Source organism: Cuniculiplasma divulgatum (genome assembly GCF_900083515.1).
GTDB lineage: Archaea > Thermoplasmatota > Thermoplasmata > Thermoplasmatales > Thermoplasmataceae > Cuniculiplasma > Cuniculiplasma divulgatum.
This window is the reverse complement of sequence record NZ_LT671858.1, coordinates 1374970-1401584: the sequence shown is the minus strand read 5'-3', so window position 1 is coordinate 1401584 and position 26615 is coordinate 1374970. Positions and strand designations below refer to the sequence as shown.

The following is a 26615-nucleotide window of genomic DNA, read 5'->3' as shown; positions in this document are numbered from 1 at the left end:
TAGCATCCTAAATTCTTATAAATTATAAGTTTGGAAATTTCTAAAAGAACTGTTTCTTTGTCTCTCTACTTCCTATAAAATCTTGAATTAATTTGGCTGCCAGCATTGATGTATTTCCATTATCAAAATCAGGTGTAAATTCAAGAACATCGAATCCGTATATTTTTCTGGCAAGTTTTCTTATTAGATATCTTACGTCAACATCATTTAAGCCAAAGGGTTCTGGAGTTCCCACACCTGGTGCAAAGGACGGATCGATTCCGTCCATGTCAATTGAAAAGTAGACTTGATCCCTGAGTTTCCCCTCAATTTTTGAAAGAGATCTATCAATTCCTTCCTTTCTAATCTCGTCTGCTGATACGAATCTAACTTTATGATAATCTGGGTCCTCAAATTCTTCCCTTGAGGTAGATCTTGTTCCAAAAGAAAATATTCTGCCCTCTCCAAGAACATCCAGCGCTCTATGTGTAACACAGGCATGATTGTGTTTATTTCCCATATAAGAATCCCTGAAGTCTGAATGGGCATCAATTATTACCATGCTCGCATCTTTGAAATTTCTTATAGATCCTCCAGTGATGGAATGCTCGCCTCCTATCATAACAGGAATCTTTCCGTCTTTTGTTATTATTGAAGTTACCTCTTCCACAAGATCAACAGTTTCTGATGCATCTTCGTTAACCTGAATATCACCTATATCACAGATGGGGAGTTCAGAAAAATCTACCTCATAATTAACGTCAAAGGACTCAAGGTTATCATAAGCCCTTCTAACTTCAGTGGGTCCCCTTGACGAACCCCTCCTGAAAGATGAGGTATAATCGAAGGGAACACCAAAAATTACATAGTGGGCATCTTCATAGTCAAATGTAGCATCAGCAATTCTTTTAAGTGATGCCAGCGCCCTTAGTTCTGCAGCATGATCCTTCTGGTTCCCATTGCTTCCCAATATGATACCTCAGTTCCAGGCTTCACTTTATCAATCTGATCCGGTTCCAGTGGAAGAACAAACGTTTCGTATGTTTCACTATCCATTAGCTGGGCCTCATTATTTGCCACACTTAAAACCTGTGCGTTCTTCTTTTCAATGATTGGTACCTTTACCTTGTGCTTCACTGGAAAGACAACGCTTTTTTTCTGGTTATCAAATATTCCAATGGCAACTATTCTTGCCTTTGCTTCTCCATGTTTTCCCGGTTTTGAAAGATTAATTTCCATTATTTTACATGGGGTTTCATCAACCATCATGTACCTACCTACTTTCAACTCTCTTACTTCTGCTTCCTGCCATCCCATTAAATCACATCCTTTAATTCAACATTAGATCATTATTGCTCATTATTCAATATGGTCTCAACCTGATATATAATGTAACTATATAATAAATACGTGTTCTATTAGGAAACATGAATGGGAGTAAGTTCGGTAAAAGTATAAACGGACTATTGGTGTTATTCCTTTTTCTCGCTTTCATAATACCAGTTGTTACAATCTTCTTTTTCGATCTTAGATTTTATTACATTCCAGAAAATGAAATAAGTAAATTCTACATATATTCATTGATTTATTCTACACTAGGAATTTTAGCTGCAATAATAATAACCATAATGTTCAGAAAAGAGGAAAGAAGCAAAATTCCAAACACAATCAGACTGGTTCTGGGAATCCTGTGGATAGTTGATGGCATTCTTCAGTTTCAACCAGAGATGCCATACGGTTTCCTTTCGGTGGTTATAGAGCCATCAATTCAGGCAATCAACAACGTAGGGGTTGAAAAATTCCTGATGATAGGGTATAACATCTGGCTACTTCATCCATTTCAGTTTGATGCTTTGAGTGGATCCTTACAGATATTTATTGGAGTAGCTTATTTATTGAATAGGAGTACCAAAGCACTGAAATATATCAGTTTCATTTCAATCATTTGGGCCTTAGTTATTTGGATATTTGGTGAGGGTCTTGGGGGAATACCTGAAAGTGGAGTATCTCTTTTAACAGGTTTTCCTGGATCAGCTCTCATTTATATCATTCTAGCAGTACCATATATATTACCTAAACTTGGCAACATTAAGAATCTTCAAAAATATTTTATATATACAGTATCAGCAATCTTTCTTATAGGAGGAATACTGCAGCTAATCCCTGGTAACACATTCTGGACTAAGGGTCAGCTTGCATACGATATCTACATGAACATTAATCAGCAGGGCGAAAACCCCATTGTTTATGCCATATTGAATCACACTTATGTATATCTGCTATTCAGGGAAAACTACCTCAACATATTCATGTTTCTCCTTATGATTGCTTCAGGTCTATTCATTTTGTTACATATTAGAACTGGACTGATACTCGTAACTGTTTTTGTAGGACTTACATGGCTCTTATTTCAGGATATGGGTATATACATACTCCCTGCCACAGATCCAAACACAGGTCTGCCTTTACTATTGGTACTTGTACTATTAATTGAAATAGATTTTCAAGTTAGCAACAAAAGAATAATTAAAGGGGCAGCGCAAGGTGTTCCCGTTACATAATAAGATCAAATTAAATAGAACATTGAAATATATGAAAAATTACGAAGGGTTTGTGGGGTAGCCTGGTATCCTTCCAGCTTCGGGAGTTGGAAACCCCGGTTCAAATCCGGGCAGACCCATAGATGTTCATAATCGAATACCTTATATATTTCTAGTGTATATTCGTTTATGACTTTCGTAGCGAAATACAAGCATTTGTTAGAGAATGAGGAAATAAGCCGGTGGTTTGGGAACCTCAATGCTAAATCATATCTTACGGCAACTGTTTACCTCAGAGGGCTTGGCTATTATTGTGAGCTTACAGGGGCTACTCCAGATACTATTATTCAGGATGCGAAGTCCGGAAAATTAAGAAATGACTTTATGGATTTTGTCAGGAAAATGGAAAGTGAAGGAAAGGCAGGTTCATATATTTCCCGATACAAAAAGGTTTTACGTTCTTGGTTAGGATTCAATGGACTGGACTTCAAGCTTAATGTCAACATTGCCTATGAGAACAGATCTCCGAGAGTGGAAGGGGAGAGGATACCGGAAAAGTCCGAACTTGCAAGAATGCTGAGGAAAGGTTCAGGAAGGGCAAAAGTGGCAATTTCATTGTTAGCATTCAGTGGTTTGAGGCCCGAAACCCTTGGAAATGCAGAAGGCAAAGATGGTTTGAAACTATCAGACTTTCCGGAAATGAAGATAGAAAATGGTAAAGTGGAATTTGAAAAAATCCCCACTATGGTTAATGTGAGGTACACACTGAGCAAAGCAAGGCATACCTATTTTTCATTTCTGGGGGAAGAAGGAACGAAATACCTGAAAGAATACCTTGAAGTAAGGATAAGGGAAGGAGATGACCTGAAAGCAGACACTCCTCTATTCAAATTAGACTCACAGGGACGTATTAGCCATGAATACATAAGAACGCTACTCGCAACAAGGGATATCAGAAAAGCTATCACTGAATCCGGTTTTTCGTGGAGACCTTACGTTTTGAGGGCTTATTTTGCCACCGCTCTCGATAATGCTGAAAATAAGGGAATTATTTCCCATCCATGGAGAATGTTTCTAATGGGTCATACCGGTGATATTGAGGCCCGTTATTCTACCAATAAGAGGCTTCCGCCGGATATGATTGAAGAAATGAGATCCGCATACCTGAAGTGCTCCAAGTTCTTTGAGACCGAGGAGAAGGGCATAAAAGAAGAAGACTATCAGAAAATACTAAGGGATGCTGCAATAGATACGCTTAGCGGTGCATTAGGCATTACTCTGGATGAAGACCAGAAAGAGGAGCTGCGGAATCTTGACTCTGCCGAATATCAGAAAAGGCTTGGGGAAATATTCAAAACCAAGAAGGCAGACATCCTGAACAACGGCAATTCACAAAAAGTGATACCCTTCAAGGACGTGGAAACATACATTGAACGGGGATGGGAATACGTGAGGGACTTTCCAGGAAGCAAGGCTATAGTAAAGCTCCCCTCACAATTATAATGACACGAAAAACCATCCTAAGGGTAGAATTTATACCACTTATCCCATTCATCTATGTTTTTGCCTTTGTTTGCTCTATTTTCATGCTATGTTTTTGACATAAATACGTATGACTATCACACTACTTTTCATAACAAGTTCCTTTTCAGGTAAATGGGTTTCTATGGGTGTTTCACTATTTATCTCACACACTCTCACGGATAAAGACTGTGTGCTTTCTGCTATGAGATCGTAAATTGTGAGGTTATATTAATGTTTCAAAGGATTAAAGCTGAATTGGCAATCTTCTCTGCTTACCACCTATATAGCGCATAGCCATCAAAAATTTCTCATCGTGGTGGCTGGAAAATATATGGGCAAGTTCATGGACCAGAATTTCCCTTATATCAACCCTTGATAATTTAATGGTATCTTCCCTAACCAGAATAGTAGAACCTTTTAGCATTGATATTATGGATTTATCCCGAAAATTCTTAACAAGCTCAAAATCTATTTCACCAACAAGGTAGAATTTGCCGCTACTGGATAGTTTCGAAAATTCTGACTTTATGATGCGTCTCAACCTCATTCTCAGATATACCCTGAGTGCATGTTCATCAAAGGAAACGGGAATGTAAAGTATGTTTTCTGATTGTTTAGGCCTTTTCCTTTCGTTTTGTATGACCGTAAGTTTTTTGCCCATTATAATTACTTCAGAATTCAAATGTTTCACCCAGGTTTTTATATATAATGTCTATAGATGTATCCTCTTTTTCGAAATCACCGGTACCGAAAACTTTTATGTACGCATATCTTATTGATCTTTTGATCTTCGTCCTATCGATTTTCCGCACAATTTTTTCCCCTTTCAGAAGTGCTTTTATTCCTGGCCGGACAGCCAGATCCTCACAGAATGCATTGAATAGATCATCATTAACATCGCCTATAGAATTTTTTATTGCTTCCCTGAAGGCGGCTTTTGTTTCACCTTCAGTTGATTCTGATTCTTTAATTGAATCCATTGTGTCCTTGATTGATTTTATCTGTTGAAGTATTTCATCATTCACTGCTTTAGCATTTAGAAGTTTCTGGTATGCGTTTACTATCCTCTCCAGAAGGCCGGGATACCCGTATTTTCTATTAGAGAGTTCCGTGTGCCAGGTATTCAATGCCCTCAATGCAGAACCATAATCCCTTGTTTTTCCAAGCCTGTTAAGGTAATCCCTGTCTATGGTAAAATTGCCACGGTTTTCCACATCCAGGAAGAAGTTCTCGCTGATTATCTTCTTTACCCTTTCATATGCCTCCTGCACCTTTTCACCATCAACTGTACCAAGCTTCAGGTTATTGACATATATGCCATATGCCCTTGCAAGTTGCCTGTATTTATCCATATGTGATATGAGGTATGTCTTTGCCCTGGGTAGGTTAAGCATTGCCGTTAATTTTCTAAAATTCTTCTCAAATCTATCCGATATTTCCGGATCTGAAAGAATCTTTATCAGTTTGTTAAGGTTGTCGTGGCTATTGTCAGAGAAATCGTAATCTACGAATATGGCATAGGTTTGATCCAGCAATTCAACAAAATTCTTTTCAATTTCCTCCCTTGATATGACTATGCCCCCGATACCTGGCTTCGATGATCCTCCTTCATATTTCTTCAGTGTTTTGTTCAGTGTCCCCAGGAGGTACACGTAATCAATAATATAGCCATAATCCTTATCCCTAAATGGCCTGTCAGTACGCCCTATTGCCTGGAGAAGGCGTTCTTCAAAGAGTGGTTTGGCAAGGTACATAACCCACAGCTTCGGTGAGTCAAAACCGGTAAGCAGCATATCGGTAACTATGAGTATTTTCGGATTTTCAGAGGTATTATAATTTTCAGTGAATTCTTTGCATGCCTGCTTGGCATCCTTGCCTGTTCTCTTCTGGAGTTCATCCCTGTATTCGCTTATTAGACTGGATGATTCATTATGTCCAAATGTCATTACAATCTCTGATGTTTCCGGTGCAAGCAATTTATCCAGCTTTCTCTTGTACATTACACATGCTTCCCTGTCCACGGCAACAAGCATGGCTTTCAATCCGGAATTAGTGTTTTCCACTTCATTTTTAAAATGGTTTGCAACATCCCTTGCTATTGTATCAACATTGGCATCTGTTTTATATAATTCCTTGATAACCTTTATCTTTCTGTTCAGAAGATCCTTTTCGGATTCTGTAAGGCCTTCCGTTTCCTCATCATGTTCAAGTGCTTCATTAATTATGCGATCTTTAACCGCTGGAATAGCTGCATTGTATTCATAGGCAATTGGAACAGTGAAACCATCATCCTGGGCATCCTTCATTGTATACCTGTCAAGGTAAATCTCGCCGGGAGGGCAGAATTCCTCAAAGGTGTTTCTTACATTTCCGCCAGATTTCTTCCTTATCGGAGTTCCAGTGAATCCGAATACAAATGCATCGGGAAACGCATTTCTAAAAGTTCCTGCCATTAATCCGTACTGTGTCCTGTGGCTCTCATCAACCAGGCATATCACATTGTTATTCAGAGTAGAGTTCTTAACGATAGATCTGAAATTTTCAGGGCTGAATTTCTGAATGGTTACAATGAATATTCCAGGCTGGGCATTGCCATTGTTGTAGGCAATAAGGTCTCCAAGCTCTGTTGTGTTCTTAATGTCCCTTGTAAGTTCCAGGCCCTGTATATCCGAGAAGCTTGATAGTGCCTGATTATCCAGGTCTTTCCTGTCCACAACTATGAGTATAGTTGCATCTGGTAAGGATTTTCTTAACTGGTATGCTGTATATGCCATTATAAGAGTCTTGCCGGAACCCTGCCAGTGCCATATCAAACCGGTTTTCTCCGGGTTCTTTAAAGTTTTGTCCATATTGCCATAAATTCTATTAAGTATTTTCTCGGTGGCCCTGAACTGCATATATCTGGCTATGATCTTCTCATTTCTGTCGGCTTTCTTTCTGATATGCGTATAATTTAACAGAATTTTTACAAAGTTATCTGTATCAAAAACTCCCTGTAGCAGGATTTCAAACTCACTTCCCTGTTGGTTTTCCATCGGGTATGATGCTTTCCACTTTGCCCGTGTATCCTTGCCCTTTTCATTGAAGAACAATGGGAAGAGTTCCCCTTTTATGCCATTGTTAATTACAGCAATTTGCAGGTATGTGAACAATCCATCAATACTTTCTTCGTATCCCTTTATCTGGTTATATGCCTCGTCTATGCTGCCTGCATTGTATGGATTTTTGTTTTCCATTATTACAATAGGAATACCATTAACAAACAGCAAAATATCAGGGCGTTTATTTGACTTGCCATGTATGCTGAGCTGGTTTGTTACAATAAAGCTGTTATTATATTTATTTAACCCGTCAAGCAATTTAACTGTATGGATCTGCCGGTTTTCGTCAATAACATTTATACCATTCTTCAAGAAGTTCAAGAATTTAGAATTTCCATCCTTAGATGGTGTAAGCTCTTCAAGCTTTGAAACTGCATCTGAAATGAGTGAATCGGGTATTGGATTCATCCTCCTCAGGCTGTTTAGGAGTGTTTCCCTGAGAAAGAACTTATTATCTTCCATATCCTCTAATTCTTCAGCAGTACTATATGTCCATCCCAATTCCTGGAGTTTTTCTATAATCCACCTTTCACTTGAAGCTTCATCAAAACTCATACTTTCACCCTGACCTTACCTGTAAGGAGATCATTCATCAAGCCCTTTTTCAGAACATTAAGTTTGTCTCTTTTGGTTCCCAGCAGTTCCAGTTTGTTATCTACTGTGGAGAGTATTTCTGCTATTTTCTGCTGCTCTGGAATCGGTGGTAACGGAATTTCAAGGGAATTGAGAAATGGAAGATTTATGTTTTTTATTGTACTTCCCTGGGCATTGGATATATTGTTCCAGTATAATTGAGATTGAAAATAATAATGGATAAATGGCATGTCTATTGTTTCCTGTTTAAATATTATTTTTATAAGATAGGAACCGAAAAGAACATTGTTTAAGTTTTCTTCAACTAAAATAGATACGCCAACAGTTCCGGCTCTTGCTATGATAATATCATTTCTTTTTAAAAAATATTTTGATAAATCTGACCTTTTCTCTGTTATTTGACAAAAAGGTAAATTATTTAAATCAAATTTAAAATTTTTAATGTCTGTTGTTCTTAACATTCTTAGATTTGTATTTTCTTTAGTTGCCTTAGCTGTAATCCCATAATATATATTTTGTCTAAGTTCTCTTATTTTTTTGACATCCCACTCTTCAGGTATCTCCCCAATCTCAGTCGTTTTGAACCTTGTATGTCCAATACCCCTGGTAAGAAGTCTCTGCATCAGACCCTTCTTGAACTGTTCGGTCAGAGTTATCTGTTCATCCACTTTCTGGATTTCATCATCTGCTGTGGCGAGTATTTCTGCTATTTTTTGCTGCTCAGGAAGCGGCGGTAACCAGATTAATGTTTTTTCTAATTGTCCTTTTTTAAAATGTTTCATGGTAGAACCATGGGTGGTTTGACTAAGGTTTTCCACTGCTTTATGTAAAACCCAGAATAAAAACTGTTTAGAAACATTTTCGACTGGTATTACCTTGAATATATGTTGATTAAGCAATGCTTTACCGCGGTTCCAGATATAAACACCAAGACTGGCCGACCATGAAAGTAAAATTTCTCCGTTGCCTAAAAGATATCTACTATCAAATTTTCCCTGATAATAATTAAACGAAGCATTAATGCTATTTAGATTTTCAATTCTAACTATTGGTATTCCGCTATTTCTCCATTCGCTGGGTTTAAAAGCCATTCCATTAATATATGTAGCTACTTTGCTTAACGGTTTAGCTTCCCACTCTTCAGGTATCTCCCCAATCTCTGTCATCTTATATCCTACTTTAGTCAATATAACCCAGCTCCTTTAGATAACCATTAAGCTTTTCCTCAACTTCACTTAAATCAGCATTAATACCATCCAATTTCTCAATAGTGCCTGTTATGTCTATTGAACTCTCATTGCTAATAGGGCTCACAAAAGTGGTGACATTTAAATTATAATCCTTTGCTTTTATCTCGTCTACACTGACAACTTTTGAAAATCCATCAATTGATTCGAATTTTCTGTATGCTGAAACTATGTGGTCAATATTATCATTGGTAATAATATTCAATTTCCTCATATCTGGATGCTTCCCGTATTCCTTAGATGCATCTATGAATAATACCTTATCCTTGTATTCTTCCTTCTTTTCCTTATTAAAAATAAGTATAACTCCTGCTGCACCTGTATTGTAGAAAATCTTTTCAGGCAAAAGAATAACCGAATCAAGAAGTTTTTCATCAACAATTTTTTGCCTGATAATTTTTTCTGAATTGCTTCTAAAGAGTGCCCCCTGATCCATAATCACTGCTACTTTGGATTTTGCTGTGTAAAGCATGTGTTCAATCCATGCCCAGTCTCCATACCTCTGTGGAACGAAGCCATAGGCATATCTATCCTTGAATTCTGCCTGCTTCAACGTGTCCTCGCCATAACCTTTCTGTGACCATGGGGGATTCGCAAGAACAAAATCGAAATGGCGCAAGCCGGAAGCTGTCTTGAATTTAGGATAAAGGAGGCTGTCTCCAACTTCCAGGTGTGATTCTGATATATCGTGAAGGATTGTGTTCATTTTAGCAAGAGCATATGTGGTTGGGCTTCTCTCCTCTCCATAAAGACCTACTCTATTTGCCTTATCCACTCCCATTCTTGATTTAACATGTTCATAGGCCTCTATGAGCATTCCGCCTGATCCGCATGCTGGATCGTAAACGCTCATGCCTGGTTGTGGGTCTAATATGTCAACCATAAGCCTTACCACTTCCCTGGGCGTATAAACCTCTCCTTCCTTAGCTTTTTCAGGTGCGAATCTCATAAGTATATGCTCATAGGCATCTCCCATTGCATCGCCCTCTATGCATTTATTTGAAAAGTTGTATTTATCGAATAAGGCAAATAGTTGCTCAAGAAGGAGCCTGTTTTCCCGGGTCTTGGTAAAATCTATGAAATCTATTCTGTTTACTACTCCATCAAGCTCTTTGTTTTGCTTTGCTATTTCATTTATGGCTCTTGACATATTTTCTGTGAGTTTATCCCTATCTTTCCTTATATTGTTCCAGAGAACATTCTCAGGAACCATAAAACTATGGAATTCATTGCTGACTGCACGTTTTCTAGCCTCTGATTCGTCAATGCCTGTTTCCTCCATAATTTCTGAGATAGCATCATCAATTTCTTCATTCCATCTGTCGCTCAATCTTTTGATAAATAAAAGGACAAGAATATATTTATAATCCACAGATGTCCGTATCAGGTCTGCAGCATTATCCACCAGTTTAACCAGGTCATTTTTTGTAATTTTGCTAAAACAATCAACTGCCATAGAATTCAAAAGTATCAGCGCAAGAGCAAATATAAAAGTTTCTACGCCATAGAACATGAATATCCTTGATTTTATTATTACGTGGTTAATTTCAGTGGACAAATTATAGCTAAATGGCAAGGTGTTACTACTATGAAGTTAATTATATTGTGATCTAAACCAATTTATCTTCCATCACGCATAATTCAAATACCGATGATATAGTATGTCTCAACGTTCTATCTGATTACTGATACTATGCTGGTTTTACTAGGACTTCAAAATTTCAATGATGGTTATGTCAATTATATGCTGTTGGACGAATAATTATTTAATATGCTATTTCCTCAGTAAAATGCTTGTCCTGGAGATATAAATACTGTTTGTAGTAATTATATATGTCTTTATGAAATTGGGAAAAACCCATCATTGTTAGGATAAATAGTTTTGACGCATGATTACGTTTTATCATACAGAAGATAAGACCTATTAAAAATTATAAGGAAAATGCGAAAAAAGGCAATTTTACAGGGATTTAATTTTATAAGACAGCTTTATATAAAAGAAATAATGTGGTTAAAATGTCTTAAAGGTAATATTACACGTGGTTTGTAAAAGATTTATCGTTAAAGTTCCCCAGCTTCTTCATCCCCAATATCTTCAGGGAATGCCATTCTTGCTCCCTGAAAAACATTGAATTTCAAGCCTTTTGTTTTTTTCTAAAACACGGTATTAATCATTGATCATACATCCCCTAGCTTGCGAATGAACCTAATTCCATACGGCTCCTGGATAGAAGAATACTCAAAGCCGAAACCTTTCATAATCCCCTTTAAATGAATAAATCGATCCATAGAAAGTTCAGTTGGATGAACATATAGCTGGAAGTCTTTCTTGTCAAACGAAGCGGCAGTATTGCCATCCAGTATAAATTTCTCAGTGGCTAATCTCTCCTTTATTTTTTCGATAAGATCCTTAGTTATCTCGGCATTGGATTTTTCAGGAGGAATATAAACGGGTTCTGGGTCTCTTCTCATTTCCTTGCTAGTATAAAAATCACTCTGGGCATCGGAAATTGCGGGTTTACCATCCAGTGCTGGACGATTAGGACTATTAGGACGATTATTATAGAAGCCCCCGTCTTTTTTTTCATTATCCTCTTTCTCTTCATTTTTTTTATGTCGGGTTCCCAGTTGTTCGTCCTGTTTGTCATGTTCGTCCACGATTGCTTGCTGAGCCTTTAAAATACTGGCTAAAATTGCTTTCATGTATTCTGGGTCATATCTGGATTTCAATTCATTGAGCTTTTTGTCATCCGGAATCCTGACAACGGATATTTTCTTCTTGTACGTTTCCGTCCGGTCCTGTGTTTTGCGTGTCAATTCTACCCTTGGCCTGTCTGTCTTGATGCCCAGTCCAGCAAGGATTCTCCCAGCTCTCTGTTTATAGTTCTCTCCAATATCCTCATAGATCGAGGTGAGATATATCCCCGTATGTGCTTTCCCATTTATTGTATATTCGCACTGATCCTCGCCTGAATCAATCTTGTTGAGGAGTGTTTCAGCTATAATGCCGTTGGGAGTCCCCATCGCAACCTCAACATTTCTTATGATCTGGTCTTCCAGAACCTTCGTGATTTCGGGTTTGATTTCCGGAATTATCTCGATTAGATCTTCAAAAAATGATATGACTTCAAAAAGCCGGGGTTCAGTCTTGTCTTCATATTTCTTCAGGAATTCACTTGGCTGCACATTATTTATTTTGTCGTGCCAGTTTATACGGAATTGCAGCAACTTGCTTCTGAGTTCCCGGGCCTTTGCTATGTATCCATCATATACCTTTCCTTTGATTTTTCGTGGGATGTCCTCACGGTTCAATGGATAATCCATGTTGATCTGCAAGCTTTTTGATTCTATCGCATCGTCCTTGAACGGCTCTCTTCCGGCAAGTAACATAGGGCCGTAGATAGAGTAACCAATAATGGAGCTGAACCCTGACTGTATCTCGGTGCTTGCATTGAGCACGATCGAATTGCGATTATACTTCGCATTGATCATTGCTGAAGTTTCCTGGTCCATCTGCCCCTTCTCATCAACAAACAATATTACTTTGTAGAGTTCGGAAACACGCTTCAAAGGTGCTGACTTAATATCTATAGCATAAAAGCCGTATGGGGTTAACTCACACAGGACAGTCAGCAGGCGGGATTTCCCTTTGCCGTATGGGGCAATCATGTGCACGAACGGGAAGGAGGAATCCTTGAGGGCATCAAAGAGGACAGCTTTCATCGTGTATAGTGAGAGAACAATCTCGTCATCCGGCCTTAGTTCTATGTAAGTGTGAATGAATCCTCTTATCTCATTGAAGAGTCCGTAGTCCGAATCGTATTCTTGAGGTTTCCCAGGAAATTTGACGGATTCCGTTTCCTCTTCCTGAAGTATTCTATCTTTCTTTGTTTGAGCTATCTGCGGAGCCGGCATTACAGTGTACTTATTTTCAGGAACTTCAGGATCCGGAACCTCGACACTATCCACAACCTCGAAGGAACCATCCCTATACTTCAGAAACCTGAACTGCCCATTGTCTGAAAACTCGGCATAATGGAAGCCATCAAGATTAAAGCGTGTTTTATAAATGGCACTCATGTTTTCCTGTTTTTCTGCATCACTTTTGTTGCTTGGAGTGAAGTTGATAACCTCAAGATAGAGGTTCGCACCCAGTTGTGCCTTGTATTTCCTTAGAATAGTTTTCGCGGTTTTCAATTCTTCATAGGTCAAGGTCTCTTTTTTGGCTAGTGCATGCCCCAGTTCCGTGTCGGTTTTGTTGAAGCCCTTTCCGTTTTCCTCGGAAGCGTGATCCGTATCCGTGCCCGCAAGAAGCTTTAAGGCCCTCGCAATAGGATTTTCCCTCATTTCAGCTTCTTTGAATTTCCTTTTGGCATCCTCTGCTGTATCTTTGTTATCTTTGCTTGCCATTTTATGCACTCCCTAAGGCTTTTGCAAGTTTTTCATAGCTTAACGCGTATCTGTTATGGGCTGCAGCTATCACTTGCCAAAACAAATCTCCCTTTATCTTTCCAGGAACCGATTCCTCGCATCCAAAAACCCCCGTGGAAACGGCTATCCACTGAAGAGGCCCTCCGCCTGTGCCATGCCGGAAACAATGCCATTCGTTTAACTCGAAATCAACAACAAAATTATTTCCAGTTGTGCTTCCATGTATTGGATGTGGCCCCTGATATTTTGATCCACTTTGCTTAAAACCGGAAACATTAATCAGGTCTTTCATTGTAAGGGAATCGGGGTTTAACGGCTGTTTATATTCCGGTTTTGAATCGTTTTTTGACAGCTTTTCTTTGCCTTTGATATAAGGTTTGAATACCTCTAACAATTCAGATTTGGTTACAACGACAGGGGGGACTAAATGTAAATATATACTTCCGTATATGTTGCCATTCGGGTGTATAGAACCCGGCCCAAGATTCTGGCCACCTTTCCCCCTTATATAAGCCCCATCTATTAACGGAATATTGCCTACCGGTTCATCCTTGATTAAAAATAGATCACAAAAATGCCCTGGTGTTCCAGTATTAAATCTTGCAGTGTCCCCCAGAGATAGTGCCGCATTTCTTATTTTTTCATTGTCCTCGTCAATTCCAATAGACATGCCTGCCGGGTGCATCAACCCCCAGTTGCCTCCTTTTAGAAGATAGTTATGTACCTTTTCGGATGACACCGGATAATTACGGGAACTCTGCCAGGCGTGTTCAAATGGAATTTTATCATGTGGCGATACAAGTATGGCCCTTATTCTTGGATAAGCCGTTAAAAAGTTTATTGCCTCTCTGGCAATTTCAATCCTTTCAGAGGTAGAAATGTTTTTACCCTCGTTCTCATTATTCTTATTAGTAATAATGGAACTGCCTTTATTACTATCAGTAAAATTTTTCATTTCTGGACAGCCTCCATTGCTAAGAGTTTGTCCCATGTCCCCAGCTTAGATATTAACTCATTACTATCCATAGTGTCGGGTTCTGACAGAATCAGCGATTTTACAGGTTCTGGGAGTTTGAGGGCTTTGGACTTCAATTGTACAATGGATACTTGGGTCATTTGGACTCCCTCGGCTCTATTGTGATACCTGCCAGTATTGGCGATTTCATTTTTTATCGCCTTCCAACCTTTCAAGCTCTTTCATGGATGCAATCCGCGCGAAGTCTGAGACAGAATTATATGCCTCATTCTTTGCTACAAATTTCTGGATCTCATCGAATAATGACGCGGGAATTTTAATGTCTTTCCAGACTTTCATATTCTGCACCTCTTGTTAGACATATATGTCTAAATACTCTTTTGCTTATAAATATTTCGCCATATATGTCTAATTTCTTTTTTATACTCTTATAATATGAGACATTCATGGCGAAAACGTATAAAGATGTGAAAATTCCAGAAGAACTGTTTTTTAACATTAAGAATTTTATAGAAAAGTATTCAGAATTAGGCTTCAGATCTGTTTCAGAATTTGTCAATTCTTCCGCACGGAATGAAATGGAACGCATTGAAGACAGAAAACGTAACGAATAATTCATTATTCTTCCCTCCTGGGGCCAGTAACCGATAAAGAGAAGCTGGTAGTAAGAATAATACAGAAATCCATATCCGTGCAGATGTTGACTATTAATGAGTTCATAGAAAGGACAAATATGATACATACAGCCATAAAAGGTCCCCAATTCGAACTGGGATCCCCTATGCCTTTTATTTTGCAATTTCTATTAATATATTAATAAATGTATATTTTCTTTAAATACTATTTCATGGTATAATAAGGGACTTGATTATGTCCATAATGGAATACGGGCAGACCCATTCTATATTTGGGGATATATATAATAAAAAACCGTGTCTTTTTTTAATTTTATACTGAAGGACTTTAAAGATCCGTATTAAAGTATTTTTTAAAGAGGGTTGTAGTAATTTTTGGCCTAGTTTTTAATTCTTTATCACTCCTGATTTATGTTTTACATTTCTCAGTTTACTCTCAGATATAGTATCCACTGACCCATCAAATCGCAAGGCAATTCTGTCTATAGGTGTAAATGAGATAATTATCAGTAGCTCTGAAATAACTGGATTTTTGTCTACTCTACCTCATAAAGTATATTGTTGTTTATGGATATAACTTCATTACAACTTTCTGAGGTAATTACATATAGCGGCTTAAAAAAATTCTGTAGTTGGGAAATAGTCTAAATCATACACAATTAGAACGAGACACTTAAATCTCTGAATACTCAAAAGGCATGAAGAAAAGCCTTGTTGAATATGAAATAGCATTTTGGTTGGGATTTGATAATCTAGATTACCACATGGGTGAAACATATGCCATGATGATACCTAAAAGGTCGGACTAAATTCTGTTAAAATATTTTTTCGACACAGCATTATCCAATCCTCTACTTATTGACCTAACATATTATAAACAACATCTGCAATTAAACGGGCTAATAATGGAGGCACTGCATTACCTACCTGATGGTATTGCATCGTTCTATTTCCTGCAAAAAAGTAATTGTCAGGAAATGTCTGAAGTCGAGCAGCTTCTCTAACTGTAAGACTTCTGCATTGTGCTGGATCAGGATGTATATAATAATGCCCATCTTTAGATATATGCGAGGTTATCGTTGTTGAACTTTTATTTCGTACCTGAACTCGAAACCTATCTGAAAAAAGCCCATCGCATACAGCTTTATTTAAGTTTTTATGATTTGGACGAAGTCTTTCTGGGAAATCAATGATTTTTGGAGACTTATTAAACACGTTTACGAAGCTAGAGGCAAAAATATAACGATGCAGGTCTTCCCGCATATGGCTCCTCGAAGTGTGATTACATATTCCTCTAAGCTTTTTATCATAAAACCACTCATCATAGTACATACCCTTCAGTTCCACTGGTATATATTCGTTTCCAGTACTATCTATTTCATCAATTTTCTCTAAGTTTGATAAGATTTCTTCTTTAAGAGCATTATTCTTCAATTCCGAATACCAAGTAGTTCTTTTTATATCCTGAATCGCTGACCTCCAATTTTCAGTGGAGTCTTCTTCCTTAGAAAGTCTGCTTCTTATTTTGGGGAGATCTGATATGGCATCCCAAATAGTTGTCCTGTTATTTGATACCTTTAACTGTGACGGCATCTTGTCAATATCTGAACGAACTCCCAAGAGTATAACTCTATGTCTAGCTTGGGGGAGCCCATAATTCTCAGTTCTAATTACATAATCCGAATCTTGTAATTCTGCACTCTCTTTTTTCGTTTTAACAAGGGAATATATATTGTAAGTAAGAGAGTCTTTGAAAACTTTGTCTTCTCTATTTATTTCAGCGATTGCCTTTATGGGACTATGGAGATCATTCAAAATCATCTTAAATGTGCTGTTACCGTTTACTTTAGAAGAAATTAATCCGGGTACGTTTTCCATGACGAAAATCGGTGGCCTATGATCTGAGATTATCTTCAGGTACTCCCTATACAAAAAATGTCTACGATCCTTTTCAAAATCCTTATTTTTCTTAGCATTTTCATTCTTAATCTTCACTCTGCCTATCAGCGAGTAAGCCTGACAAGGGGGGCCACCAATTAATACCCAGTTATTTGCGCTCCCCAGAGCAGTCTCTATACGTTCATTTAATCTCTCTTGGCGAATTTTACCATTTCCTAAAGTCATCCGCAACGTCTCAGTCTTAGCACGGTTATATTGATCTTGGTGTCTTCTGTATAATGCCTTTCTTGAAATTTCTCCCCTTAAAAATTTGTAGTAATCTTCTGGTACTTCGTCGTTTTTGAATTGTCGATAAAAACTTCTCAACCTAAGCGTTTCAAATGCTATTGGATCTTTTTCAACAGACAGTACAATTTTAAAAGGAGTCCTTCCAGCAAAGAAAATAAAATCAAGCTAAAAATTGCTAGAAATGTTAATCTGATTATTCTTCTTCTGCATAAGGTATATGGCAATTACTCTCTTGTAAATGGTCTTGAATAGACTTTATAGCATTTTGAGATTTATATGGTTCTTTTCGACGTCATTTTCAAGATACTTCACCAACCTCTCCCATGTTCTATTTAAAATTTAATAGATCAGGTAATAGTTTCCTTTTTCTTATTTTCCAATGTTATATTGACTGTGATGATACGAACTTAAATCTGGTTGTGGTTGAAATTTACTTATGAAGTAATTTTAAATAGTATTGTATATAATTTTGAGTTCATATAACAATTCTTGATTTTTTATCCATATCTTCTTGTCATAGGAACAGTAATCTATGTCTATATCACCCTCTCACCTTTTTAACGTTAATTTTTTGGCATTTAATTTTTTTGAACCGTTGTTAATTCTACTACGGTTTTAGTTTTTTAGGGGGCACGTCTTCTTTACATGGCTGTCATATAAGATGTCATGAAAAAAGTTCTTTTGGCCACGTTTACTTGATGATGTTAGCGTGAGAGTCGGAGAGGCAGCAGATAGACTGTCTGACCTGCGCGGTCGTACCATGAGATTTGCTGCCCTTCGTCTCGACATAATACCCTGCAACAAGGGTGAATAGAAGACTGTCGAGTTTGCTCCGACTTTAAACTCTCACCAATCACATGGAGGTGATCAGAATACTGATAGGAATGGATGTTCATAAACGTAGCGTATACATAACTGAAATGGAAGATAATGGTAATGTGAATGAACAGTATGAAATTAAGAATGATGAATCTTCATGGATTGATTTCAGAGAAAGATATCTTTCAAAGGATCCAGAAATATCACTTGAAGTATCCACATCTGGAAAATATGTTGCAGGAAAATTGAGAGATATGGGTTTTTCCATTCATCTTGCAGATCCTTCAAGGATATCACTATTCTTTTCCTCTCATTTGATCACGGTAAAACTTTCTTATCTATAGTAGCCATAAACTAATTGATAAGTTTGGTTAGCATTTCCCTAAACTATACTCAGCTAGCTGATGATTAACACCAGGACAAAATTTCACGAAAGGTGAGATACCCCACAATGAATCAAGAAAAAATTAGCTATATTTTGATGATGTCAAATAAGAACAAAATTTATTGTTTATCAAAAATTCATACACTCTTATTGGAAAAATAAGGAAAGAATTTAGGTTGGTATATTTCAAAACGCTGCTATTGCTCCAGCAATAACAATACCAGTTCCAGTTGAAACTAAAACTGATTCTGCAACTGCAACAGTTATCCAACCGGCTGCAACCAATAATCCCGCTATCGCGGCTGATATTCCATAACTTAGCCCAAGACCCACTAGAAAATATATCCAGGCTGATTTACTTGGATAACTCCAATGTGTAAAGTAATACTCAAGGAAGTAACCCGAATGAGTCACTTCCAATCCCATAGAGCCTGGCAATACATTTTCAAGTGATTGGATCGCGGGAACTACTGCCATATCTAAGACCGGTAAACCTATTAATGAAAAAACTAGCCCTGACATTAAAATCGCCCTAACTACATTTTTCATTTGCTTTTTATTTAACGCATGGTTTACAGGCCTCTGAAAACCCTGAACCCCAATCACGAATGATACTTCCGGTGTTGCATACATGATTATCAACATGCTATGCACATAATTATATATATATATTTCGTATCCATAAGTTAATGTCTGAAACTACTTATTCTACTAGATATTTCAGGCGGAAAGCCTTCATATCTACCTTGAGCATATTCTTCGTGCTTGTGATGGCTCTACAGGCAACTTTTATAAGAGAGGGTATCTTAACTTATGTTTCTATACTTGCTATTATTTTTATTGGAATCCTAATTTCCGCAATGGCAATGTTTCTTACCGAAAAGAAATACAAAGATGTAGAGGTAGGATACCTGTATTTTTTAAAAGATGCCATTTTTTATATAATTTTCGTGATACCAATCTGGTTGCTTCTTTACATAAGGATTGTTGTAAATGGACCAATCACGATAGTATATGTTGATTTAGTTATACTATTTTTTATGGCTCTTACCCTGTCAAATCCATTCTTACTGATCATTAAACGTAAAAGCTATCCGTTAACAGATTTGAAAATGGTCGAGGAGGTAAAGAGGCTATCTGAGAAGCTTGGGGTTAGAATATCTGATGTTAGGGTCATCGATTGGGAAAAACAAAAGATTCCAAATGCTTTTCAGTCCGGTTTTAGGACTTACACTATCTTCATATCAAATTATCTGAAAGAAAACCTTACTTTTGAGGAAAATATTGCTGTGTTGGCACATGAAATTTCCCATGCGGCACACAAGCATCTGCAGAAGACGTTTATATATGTGGAATCGATGATACTCATAATAATAAATCTTTTTCTATTCGCTCAATATTACCCCACACAGGGTAATTTATCACTGATATTTGCAATTACAGGGTTTATTCTTATCTATGTCGGTTTGATCTTTTTTTTGCCTTTTCTCCAAAGACACTTTGAAAAGGAAGCTGACATTTCAGCTGCTAAAACAGTAGATCCCAAGTGGCTTATAAGTGCACTTTTGAGGTTGTCTGATTTAGGACTCATTCCTAAGAAAATTTCAAAATTTTGGAATTCATCGCATCCAGATATTAGCACAAGGGTAAAGTATCTTCAAGAATTAAATACTGGTGAAAGGTGAAAATGCCAAAGAAGCAATTTCAAGGAATTCCACAGGCATCTTTATTTGAACGATATTTATCATACCTGTTGGATGTGATAATTCTAATATGTGTAACTTCTACAGTGCTATCCCTGCTAAAGATACCGCCTACTTTTTTTATCCTCCCTATCTTGTATTCTTTAGGGTTAAAATATTTAACTTATCTTTCAGTTAGAGACTTGTTAATAACATATATAGTCTACACTATTTTTGCAATTTTTTACTTTGTGTCCGAAATTTATCTGAAAACATCGATTGGTAACAGAATTTTCGGGTTAAGTGTGAAAAATGCTAAGGAAGGTTCATCTAATATTTTTCTATTTACTACTTTGCGAGCAGCAATCAAGTCTTTCCCTTTAGCCAATCTTATTGATAGTTTATCCATTTTTAAACATCCGAAATATAACTACAAGTTCACAGACTTTCGATTTGGCTTTTTAGTATTAAAAGAAGAAAATAAAAGAAGCTTGAGCCTAAAGTTGATTTCTACTTCTTCGATTATATATTATCTACCATTGATCACTATCACATTCTCGACTTTTCTTACATCGGTTTCATCTATTGGAAACTCATCAAGTCCTGGAAGAGCAATATTATATTCTTCTGCTCCTAATTTAGACTTCTATCAGCTTTTCAATATAATATTCTCAAACAATTTATCTCTATCGATGCAGTTAGCTTTGGGTGGCCTGTTTTTTTCTGTTCCTAGCGTTCTCACTGTCATGTCATCTTCATACCTTGAAGGCACAATCCTTGGACCAGCAATTAAATCATCTATGATTACATTTTCAAAGGCAGTCTTACCTGAATTTTTTCCTGAAACTTTTAGCTATGTTCTTGCTCTTACTCTAGGTTTCCTCATATTATATTATGTTGTCTCTTTCATCGATTTTTATATTCACGGTTACAGCTTCATAGATTGGAAGAAATCCGTTTACTCTACTTATCGTCTACTGTTTATTTCCATAGTATCAATAATTATTCTTCTCATAATGGGCGCAACGATAGAGTCATATTTTCAAACATATATCCTTTAATGTTCTCTGACATATATAGAGATGTCATGAAAAAAGTTCTTTTGACCACGTTGTCATGACGATGATAACATGAGAGTCGGAGAGGCAGCAGATCATTGACTTGACCCATGAAGGTCGCCGTATAGATTTGCTGCCCTTCGCCTCCTCATATTACAGTGAAACAAAGGTGAATAGAAGACTGTCGAGTTATCTCCCTTCTTAAACAGTCACCAATCACTTAGGAGGTGATCAGAATTCAGTGATAGATATCTGTTAAAGAATCCTGAAATAGATCTGGAAGTGTCCACATCTGGAAAATATGTTGTAGGGAAATTGAGAGATGTGGGATTCTCCATTCACCTTGCAGATCCTTCAATGATATCACTCATATTCAATACAGGAAAAAAGAATGATAAGGAAGATTCATACAAGCTTGCAAAGCTTCTGAGACTTGGTGCCCTGTCTGAGGTGTATCTTCCATCGAAATATTCAGATGATCTTAGATCACTTGTAAGGTACAGTAGATCTTTTGGAGAAAGCATAACCATGATCAAGAACAGGGTTCATGCAATTCTTACTTCTGCAGGAATCAGCATTGATGCAACGGATATATTCGGAAAGAAGGGAATGAAACTTATCATCAGATCTATTGATCATCTATCCACTGCCCAGAGATACATCCTTGGTGATCTGCTGGATCAGATAACATATTTGATGCGAAAAGAATCCACAGTGGAGGATGAGATATCCAGATCTGTAATAAATGACAGAAGCGTGAATCTCCTCATGACAATTCCAGGTATGGGAATATATTCATCTGCAGCAATCATGTCAGAGATCGATAATATATCCAGATTCAGTTCAAAGGAGAAGCTTGCATCCTATGCTGGATTGGTACCAAGACAGAATCAATCGGGATCATCAGATATAAGAGGGCATATAACAAAACATGGACCATCAATGCTAAGGTTCATAATGGTCACTGCTGCACACAGTATTATAAAATATTCAGATAGGTTGAAGAGAAAAAATCTAAGCATTGTTAAGAGACTTGGGAAGAACCGTGCAATAGTTGCAATAGTACGCATACTCATTGAGACCATATACACAATGCTCAAAAATGGTACAGAATTCATTGACAGGACAGATGCACTTACTGAGAGGAAGATGGTATCCATGAGATCAAGAGCATCAAAGCCACATTAGATCCCAAGAATGGAAGATCGGATGAATGACCTTAGAATGGTTCAGAATGACAGGCGAAAGAGAACTGGTACGGAAGGAAAGATAAATAAAGTGGATGCAATTACATGAATGTCATAGAACTTTTTTCATAGAAGAGTCTAGATGCACGGTACCATGTTAGTAAAAATCTTAAGCAAACAACTGTATTTTTTGGCTTTCAAACACTTTATTAAAACCTGTCATTCATTACAGGGTAAAAGGTCATTGAGACAAACTATGTCATACCAATCCCGTTAAGGTCGTGTTTAGAATTGAAACACATTAATGTAAAAAATGCATCTATATAAAAATTAAAATCCTTATGACAACAGTTTTAAGTATTGTATAAGGCTCTATAATTATGGCAATGATAAAACCCGTTCTATGGAGGACAATAGAACGGAAACTCAAAGGCTTCAATGGCAGTAAAGCACCATTGATAGCAGGCCATAAACTACTCTACAAATGTAATCTCGAGTGCAAGATGTGTCCGTTCTGGAGAAGGAAAGATGAAGAGCTTCTTTCAGTTGAGGATGAAGTAAGAATGATGGAAGCATTAAAAAAAGGAGGGGTTTCATTTCTAGGGTTTGAGGGTGGTGAGCCTCTGTTGAGGAACGATATACAGGATATTCTAGCAGAATCCCATAAGCGTTTTCACACATCCATAGTCACGAATGGATGGCTACTGAAGACTAAACTGAAAAGCATTGAAAATTACGTTGACTATATGTTCGTTTCCATAGATGGAATTGGTGAATTGCACGACAAAATGAGGGGAATCAGCGGATCATTCAATAAGGCCATGGAAGGAATTAGGGCTGCAAAGGGTCACATATCTATTGCACTTAGTTCAACTATCACCGAAGAAAATTATTTTCAAGCGAAAGACCTCGTGCTTATGGCAAATAAACTCGGAGTACCGATTAATTTCCAGATCGCTTATAATTATTCAACAGCTGAAAAGGAATCCCCTGAAATGGGAAAGTTGAAGCAGGCTATAGAAGTCCTTTTAGGCATGAAAGAAAAAGGTTACTGGATTGTAAACTCTAAAGAATATTTCCAAGCAGTTACAAACTCATGGTTCAATGGGATTGAATGGAAGTGCAAACCCTGGCTAACAATGAATATAGATCCCCTTGGAAATCTCGTCATGCCATGCTATGTTCTGAATGAATACAAAGGCAAATCTAAGGTCTGGGATATTGATATTGTAAAAGTTTGGAACAACTACAGCTGGGCGGAATTCGAAAGCTGCAATAAATGTGCCCTTTCGTGTTATCTTGAACCATCTTTATTCACATGGAAAAATCCCACGATGATAAAGGAAAGAATCATAGATGGATTAATAGATTATATTCACTCAAAGACTACAGCTGTATGATTAAAAAATTATCATTTAACTATGAATAACAAATTTAGACCTATTTTGCAAAAATATATGAGTTTACAGGCAATATGAGCAAATGAAATTGGCAATTGCCGTAGAAAAGGGAATGGTTAGTGGTCCAGGAGAAGCCGAAGAGATAAGAATTTATGATACTGAGAATAGTCAACAGTTAGAATCATACCCTAACCCTGCCTTAACTGCAAATTCCGCAAGAGGAATACTCATGCTAAAATCCATTGTAGATCGTGGTGTCTCATCTGTTATAGTATCAGGTATTGGTGCTCATGCATTTTCTTATACGACTGGTAGAATAAAGCTTTTCAAAGGAGAAGGTTTAACAGTGGAAGAGGCTCTCAAAAGTTTTCTTAATGGAAATATGACTGAGCTATTAGTTGCCACACATTAGTAACAATTTCTATCTTCAGTTCAGCATAATCAACAGAAGCAAACGAATTCATTCAAATACAGGACTATTTAACTCAAATAACTGTTAATCTTTATATTTTATAATATAACTATCAAGAAAGCATAAATCCATGTTTCACTTCTAATTTTATCTCGAAGCAAACGATGCAGTGCTTTTAGCAAGTTTCTTTAGGCAGTTTTTGTTATTAGACAATGGATTCAAAGGAAGCCTATAGTGTAAAGTTTCTATCAGAGCCCGTGATTTATCAGAATTTCGTATATTTTACGGAAAAGTGGATAGAGGGAAACGAATATAAAACTTCAATCTTTAAATTTGAGAATGAAGTTGTGGAGAGAATAACGTTTGGTGGAAAGGAAAGTTATCCAATGATCATTGATGGCAACCTGCATTATCTTAAATCAGAGGAAAAAATCAATCATTTCGTCCGGATTAAGAGCAACACAGAACCACTAATTTTATTTAGTCTTGCAAAAATCCATAAGGTTGTCCAGCACAGTGGAGGATTCCTGATTATCGGCTCGGAAGAATCAAACAATGATCTTCCTGTTGTTGCGAGAAGAATGAACTATAGATTTGACACCAGAGGCTACATAAGACAGAGGAAAAGTCTCTATCTATTCAATGAAAAACTAACTAAGATTGTGTCAGGTGATTTTGATGTAATGGATGTTATTTCTAACAATAACAGGGTTGTTGCCATGATTTCATACATGAATGAAGATGAGGGACTGACAAACATGTACGAGGTAGATCTAAGTGATGGCCACCTTAGTAAAATTAATGAGGATCAGGTATCAAGTATAACCTTTGACGATAACGGAAATGTCATATACATTGGACACAGCGAGGGAAGAACGCCATGGGCAACAAAATATCTGTATTTGCCAGGGCATAAACCTTTACTCCTTGGAAAGCACACAGGAAATGGTTCATCCATATCAGATCATTTTCAGGGGGCAGATGAAAACATTATATTTGATAGTGGAACCGTATATGCCCCATGTGAAACAGGAGGAACATCATCGATTTACTCCATTGAGAATTCAAAGGTAAGGGAAATTGTAAAAGGAAAGTTTGTGGTTCAGTGTTTTGATATAAAGGACAAAAGGATCGCATATATCTACAGTTCACAGAAAAAGCCATCAATTCTTGTATTCGATGGAAAGGAGTACGATCCTAACAGTAAAATGTCTGGTGAGGCTGCTGAAGAAATGAAGGTCGGAGAGGTAGAGGGATGGTGTATGATAGGAGGAAAAAACAGCCCGAACCTTGTTTTCGTTCATGGCGGTCCCCATGATGCATATGGAGAATCATATATGATCGAATTTCAGTATTTTCTAAGAAACGGATATAATATACTTTTTTGCAACCCAAGGGGAAGCTCGAGCTATGGTTCTGAATTTGCTGCAGCCTGTGTTGGAGACTGGGGAAATGGACCTGCAGAAGACATTTTCAACTTTATCGAGGCGGCTAAAAAGAAATATGAACTTACTGGGCAGTTTGGCATAACCGGTGGATCTTATGGAGGATATATGACAAACTGGATGATAACACACTCTGACTTTTTCAGGGTAGCTATTAGTGAAAGATGTGTTTCAAACCTCATGAGCATGTGTGGAACCAGCGATATCGGATTCTGGTTCAATGCAATGTATATGAAAGTAGAAGATCCATGGAAGCCAAAATCAATGAAGAAATTACTAGAGAACTCTCCTATTTCACAAATTAAGAGAGCAAAGACACCGACCATGTTTATACATGGAGAGAATGATAATCGATGTCCAATAGAGCAGTCAGAACAGATGTTTGTTGGCTTGAAAATGAATGGAGTAGATTCTGAACTGATTCGATACCAGGGAGATAGCCACGAACATGCCAGAACAGGAAAGCCTGATAACATGGTGGATAGACTTAACAGAAAGAAGGAGTGGTTTGATCGATACCTTCAGAATCACTGATTCGTTTCGTCCTTCCCAATTTTTGAGAGAACTTCCTTTGCAATTTTTACGTGGTTAGTGGCGTTCATCTGTGAATTATAAATATTTACTATCTTACCATCAACTATAACGAAGGATATTCTTGGTGGAATGAACCTTCCCTTTGCCCCATATATTTCCCTGATTTTCTGACCTGGATCACTGATCAGCATGAAGGGTAATTTCCTGTGCTCCTTAAACTTCTTATGGGACTCAGGAGAATCTGAACTAATTCCAATCACCTTAGCATTCATTTTCTCGAATTCATCCCATTCATCCCTAAAGGCACAGGCCTCTGCAGTGCACCCAGGTGTTTCATCCTTTGGATAAAAATATAAAACTACATTACCATTTCCCGCAACCTCAGAAAATTTAATCTTTTCACCACTGTCTGTTGTCCCTTCAAAATCAGGGGCTATGTCGCCAACGTTTATTGACATAATAAAGCATATTCTATGTTT

23 protein-coding genes and 1 tRNA gene are annotated in these 26615 nt (G+C 37.4%); 11 read left to right on the top strand and 13 right to left on the bottom strand.

Features of this window, described 5'->3' with window-relative positions:
- Positions 1 to 40: 40 nt before the first annotated feature.
- Positions 41 to 949 carry an agmatinase gene (gene speB, locus CSP5_RS06820; protein WP_148689974.1) on the bottom strand — a complete coding sequence of 303 codons (909 nt, stop codon included), beginning with the start codon at positions 947 to 949 and terminating at the stop codon, positions 41 to 43.
- The gene (locus CSP5_RS06815; protein WP_021788850.1) at positions 907 to 1296 is read right to left on the bottom strand and encodes a translation initiation factor IF-5A; all 390 of its coding nucleotides are present in this window, start codon (positions 1294 to 1296) and stop codon (positions 907 to 909) included. Before CSP5_RS06815 ends, speB begins: the two co-directional genes overlap by 43 nt.
- A gap of 110 nt (positions 1297 to 1406) precedes the next feature.
- On the opposite strand from CSP5_RS06815, the gene CSP5_RS06810 reads away from it, so the two are divergent.
- From CSP5_RS06810 to CSP5_RS06800, 3 genes are all read left to right on the top strand, one after another.
- The gene (locus tag CSP5_RS06810) at positions 1407 to 2540 is read left to right on the top strand and encodes a hypothetical protein (protein WP_148689973.1); all 1134 of its coding nucleotides are present in this window, start codon (positions 1407 to 1409) and stop codon (positions 2538 to 2540) included.
- 46 nt (positions 2541 to 2586) lie between these two features.
- Positions 2587 to 2659 (top strand) — tRNA-Pro (locus CSP5_RS06805).
- A 49-nt stretch (positions 2660 to 2708) separates the two neighbouring features.
- Positions 2709 to 4022 (top strand): site-specific integrase, encoded by a 1314-nt coding sequence (locus CSP5_RS06800; protein WP_148689972.1) that lies wholly within the window; start codon positions 2709 to 2711, stop codon positions 4020 to 4022.
- Between the two features lie 265 nt (positions 4023 to 4287).
- Here the strand turns inward: CSP5_RS06800 and CSP5_RS06795 are convergent, their stop codons facing one another.
- From CSP5_RS06795 to CSP5_RS09800, 8 genes are all read right to left on the bottom strand, one after another.
- Positions 4288 to 4725, bottom strand: coding sequence for a Wss1p-related putative metallopeptidase (locus CSP5_RS06795; protein WP_148689971.1), 438 nt, complete (start codon positions 4723 to 4725; stop codon positions 4288 to 4290).
- Positions 4715 to 7699 carry a type I restriction endonuclease subunit R gene (locus CSP5_RS06790; protein ID WP_148689970.1) on the bottom strand — a complete coding sequence of 995 codons (2985 nt, stop codon included), beginning with the start codon at positions 7697 to 7699 and terminating at the stop codon, positions 4715 to 4717. The genes CSP5_RS06795 and CSP5_RS06790 overlap by 11 nt, the downstream gene beginning before the upstream one ends.
- Complete coding sequence (locus tag CSP5_RS06785) at positions 7696 to 8925, bottom strand: restriction endonuclease subunit S (RefSeq protein ID WP_148689969.1); 1230 nt, start codon at positions 8923 to 8925, stop codon at positions 7696 to 7698. Before CSP5_RS06785 ends, CSP5_RS06790 begins: the two co-directional genes overlap by 4 nt.
- Positions 8918 to 10543, bottom strand: a complete 1626-nt coding sequence (locus CSP5_RS06780; RefSeq protein ID WP_241869802.1) for a type I restriction-modification system subunit M — start codon at positions 10541 to 10543, stop codon at positions 8918 to 8920. Before CSP5_RS06780 ends, CSP5_RS06785 begins: the two co-directional genes overlap by 8 nt.
- A 620-nt stretch (positions 10544 to 11163) precedes the next feature.
- Entirely contained in the window at positions 11164 to 13395 is a 2232-nt protein-coding gene (locus CSP5_RS06775) for a hypothetical protein (protein WP_148689968.1), read from the bottom strand.
- A 1-nt stretch (position 13396) separates the two neighbouring features.
- The gene (locus CSP5_RS06770; protein ID WP_148689967.1) at positions 13397 to 14407 is read right to left on the bottom strand and encodes a bifunctional DNA primase/polymerase; all 1011 of its coding nucleotides are present in this window, start codon (positions 14405 to 14407) and stop codon (positions 13397 to 13399) included.
- Positions 14368 to 14532, bottom strand: coding sequence for a hypothetical protein (locus tag CSP5_RS09805; RefSeq protein WP_172399432.1), 165 nt, complete (start codon positions 14530 to 14532; stop codon positions 14368 to 14370). Before CSP5_RS09805 ends, CSP5_RS06770 begins: the two co-directional genes overlap by 40 nt.
- 46 nt (positions 14533 to 14578) lie before the next feature.
- Entirely contained in the window at positions 14579 to 14731 is a 153-nt protein-coding gene (locus CSP5_RS09800) for a hypothetical protein (RefSeq protein WP_021787779.1), read from the bottom strand.
- A gap of 107 nt (positions 14732 to 14838) precedes the next feature.
- On the opposite strand from CSP5_RS09800, the gene CSP5_RS09795 reads away from it, so the two are divergent.
- Entirely contained in the window at positions 14839 to 15006 is a 168-nt protein-coding gene (locus CSP5_RS09795) for a hypothetical protein (protein WP_172399431.1), read from the top strand.
- 876 nt (positions 15007 to 15882) lie between these two features.
- On the opposite strand, the gene CSP5_RS06765 is transcribed toward CSP5_RS09795, so the two are convergent.
- Positions 15883 to 17151 (bottom strand): DNA cytosine methyltransferase, encoded by a 1269-nt coding sequence (locus CSP5_RS06765; RefSeq protein ID WP_148689966.1) that lies wholly within the window; start codon positions 17149 to 17151, stop codon positions 15883 to 15885.
- Positions 17152 to 18077: 926 nt separating this feature from the next.
- Between CSP5_RS06765 and CSP5_RS06760 the strand changes: the two genes are divergently transcribed.
- The gene (locus CSP5_RS06760; RefSeq protein WP_148689965.1) at positions 18078 to 18377 is read left to right on the top strand and encodes a hypothetical protein; all 300 of its coding nucleotides are present in this window, start codon (positions 18078 to 18080) and stop codon (positions 18375 to 18377) included.
- A gap of 227 nt (positions 18378 to 18604) precedes the next feature.
- On the opposite strand, the gene CSP5_RS06755 is transcribed toward CSP5_RS06760, so the two are convergent.
- Positions 18605 to 19051 carry a hypothetical protein gene (locus CSP5_RS06755; protein WP_148689964.1) on the bottom strand — a complete coding sequence of 149 codons (447 nt, stop codon included), beginning with the start codon at positions 19049 to 19051 and terminating at the stop codon, positions 18605 to 18607.
- A 56-nt stretch (positions 19052 to 19107) separates the two neighbouring features.
- Between CSP5_RS06755 and CSP5_RS06750 the strand changes: the two genes are divergently transcribed.
- The 6 genes from CSP5_RS06750 to CSP5_RS06725 all read left to right on the top strand — a co-directional run bounded on the left by CSP5_RS06750 (position 19108) and on the right by CSP5_RS06725 (position 26136).
- Positions 19108 to 20103 (top strand): M48 family metallopeptidase, encoded by a 996-nt coding sequence (locus tag CSP5_RS06750; RefSeq protein WP_021788855.1) that lies wholly within the window; start codon positions 19108 to 19110, stop codon positions 20101 to 20103.
- Positions 20104 to 20639: 536 nt separating this feature from the next.
- On the top strand, positions 20640 to 21161 hold the full coding sequence (locus tag CSP5_RS06745; protein WP_172399430.1) for a stage II sporulation protein M: 522 nt from the start codon (positions 20640 to 20642) through the stop codon (positions 21159 to 21161).
- 279 nt (positions 21162 to 21440) lie between these two features.
- Positions 21441 to 22346 carry an IS110 family RNA-guided transposase gene (locus tag CSP5_RS06740; protein WP_021788857.1) on the top strand — a complete coding sequence of 302 codons (906 nt, stop codon included), beginning with the start codon at positions 21441 to 21443 and terminating at the stop codon, positions 22344 to 22346.
- Between the two features lie 379 nt (positions 22347 to 22725).
- Entirely contained in the window at positions 22726 to 23745 is a 1020-nt protein-coding gene (locus CSP5_RS06735) for a PTO1314 family radical SAM protein (protein WP_077076495.1), read from the top strand.
- 82 nt (positions 23746 to 23827) lie between these two features.
- Complete coding sequence (locus CSP5_RS06730) at positions 23828 to 24157, top strand: NifB/NifX family molybdenum-iron cluster-binding protein (protein WP_021788860.1); 330 nt, start codon at positions 23828 to 23830, stop codon at positions 24155 to 24157.
- Between the two features lie 212 nt (positions 24158 to 24369).
- The gene (locus CSP5_RS06725; RefSeq protein ID WP_021788861.1) at positions 24370 to 26136 is read left to right on the top strand and encodes an alpha/beta hydrolase family protein; all 1767 of its coding nucleotides are present in this window, start codon (positions 24370 to 24372) and stop codon (positions 26134 to 26136) included.
- Here CSP5_RS06725 and CSP5_RS06720 read toward each other — a convergent pair.
- A complete protein-coding gene (locus CSP5_RS06720) occupies positions 26130 to 26594 on the bottom strand; it encodes a peroxiredoxin (RefSeq protein ID WP_021788862.1) in 465 nt (154 codons plus the stop codon). The genes CSP5_RS06725 and CSP5_RS06720 overlap by 7 nt on opposite strands.
- Positions 26595 to 26615 lie beyond the last annotated feature (21 nt).